The 1115-nt window shown below is 65.2% G+C and carries 1 protein-coding gene; it reads right to left on the bottom strand.

Annotated features, from left to right (window positions below):
• Positions 1-989 (bottom strand): ISL3 family transposase (locus tag QR64_RS07405; RefSeq protein WP_039584749.1); only part of this gene is annotated, 989 nt, incomplete at its 3' end.
• Positions 990-1115: the final 126 nt, after the last annotated feature.

Raw genomic sequence — 1115 nt, 5'->3', positions numbered from 1 at the left:
CCGTAAGTGACCTCCACGGCCACGTGCGCATCGTCCGCGGTGAATGCTTTCCACAAGCGGGCCTTTTGCTTGTCGGTCAGTAGCTCGGCGCGAGTGTTCAGCGCCCTGCGGATCCCATACAAGGGGTCGCCGGAGCGGCCCCGATGCCCGGTGGTGTCCTGTTGGATGCGCTGGCGACACAGGGTCAGTTTCTCGGCGGCGAGATGCACGACGTGGAACGGATCCATGACGGTCCGAGCTGCAGGGACGGCGTTGGCCGCGGCCAAGTGGTAGCCGGCGAACCCGTCCATGGTCACGACCTTGACCCTATCCCGGAACGCCTGGTCACGGGCGTCAAGCCAGTCGGTCAGGACCTTCGCTGAGCGGCCCGGAACCATGTCGAGCAGGCGGGCCGGACCGATGCCATCGACGACCGGGGTGAGGTCGACCAGCACGGTCACGAACGCGCTGCTGCCGTCGCCGCGGACGTGTTTCCACTTGTGCTCATCGACCCCAAGGACACGGACTCCGTCGAAGTGGCCGGGCTGGTCGTAGACCATGGTGCGGATCTTCGAGATCGCCAGGTCATTGACCAGATCCCACCCCAGTCCGAGTGCTTTGGCCACCGCCGACACGCTCGTTCGGTCGATGGCCAGACGCTGCAGGATCCAGCGGGTGCAGCGGCGAGTGGTCTTGGCCCGTGGCTCGGCCAGCTCGGGCATGCGTTGCTGGAAGATTGTCGTGTGACATTCGGTGTTGTCGCAGGTGAAGCGTGGTACCCGGATGTTCAGTCTGGTGGGGTGGCCGACGATCGGCAGATCAGTCACCTTCCGTTCCACGTGATCCCGCAAACGGCCCGCGACCCCGCAGGTGGCGCAGACCGGGTCAAGTGCCGCCGGGGAACAGAACAGGTAGGTGAACTCCCCGGCGACCGCGGCATCGTCGATGGTCACCCCGAGTTCGACGGTGCGGCAGATGGTGTCGGCAATGAGGCTGGCAGTAACGTTCAAGGTGGGTCCTGGGGGTATTGGATGCTGGTGTGAGAATCTGCATCTTCACACGCCCCAGGACCCCCTCATTTTCGCCTCACCGCGTCAGCCGCGAACCCCGCTACGCACTCCGGATCCGGAAGGGCC

Source organism: Rhodococcus sp. Chr-9 (genome assembly GCF_000801125.1).
Taxonomy (GTDB): Bacteria; Actinomycetota; Actinomycetes; order Mycobacteriales; family Mycobacteriaceae; genus Rhodococcus; species Rhodococcus pyridinivorans.
Note: the sequence above shows the minus strand (reverse complement) of the source record. Positions and strands in the feature narration are given on the sequence as shown.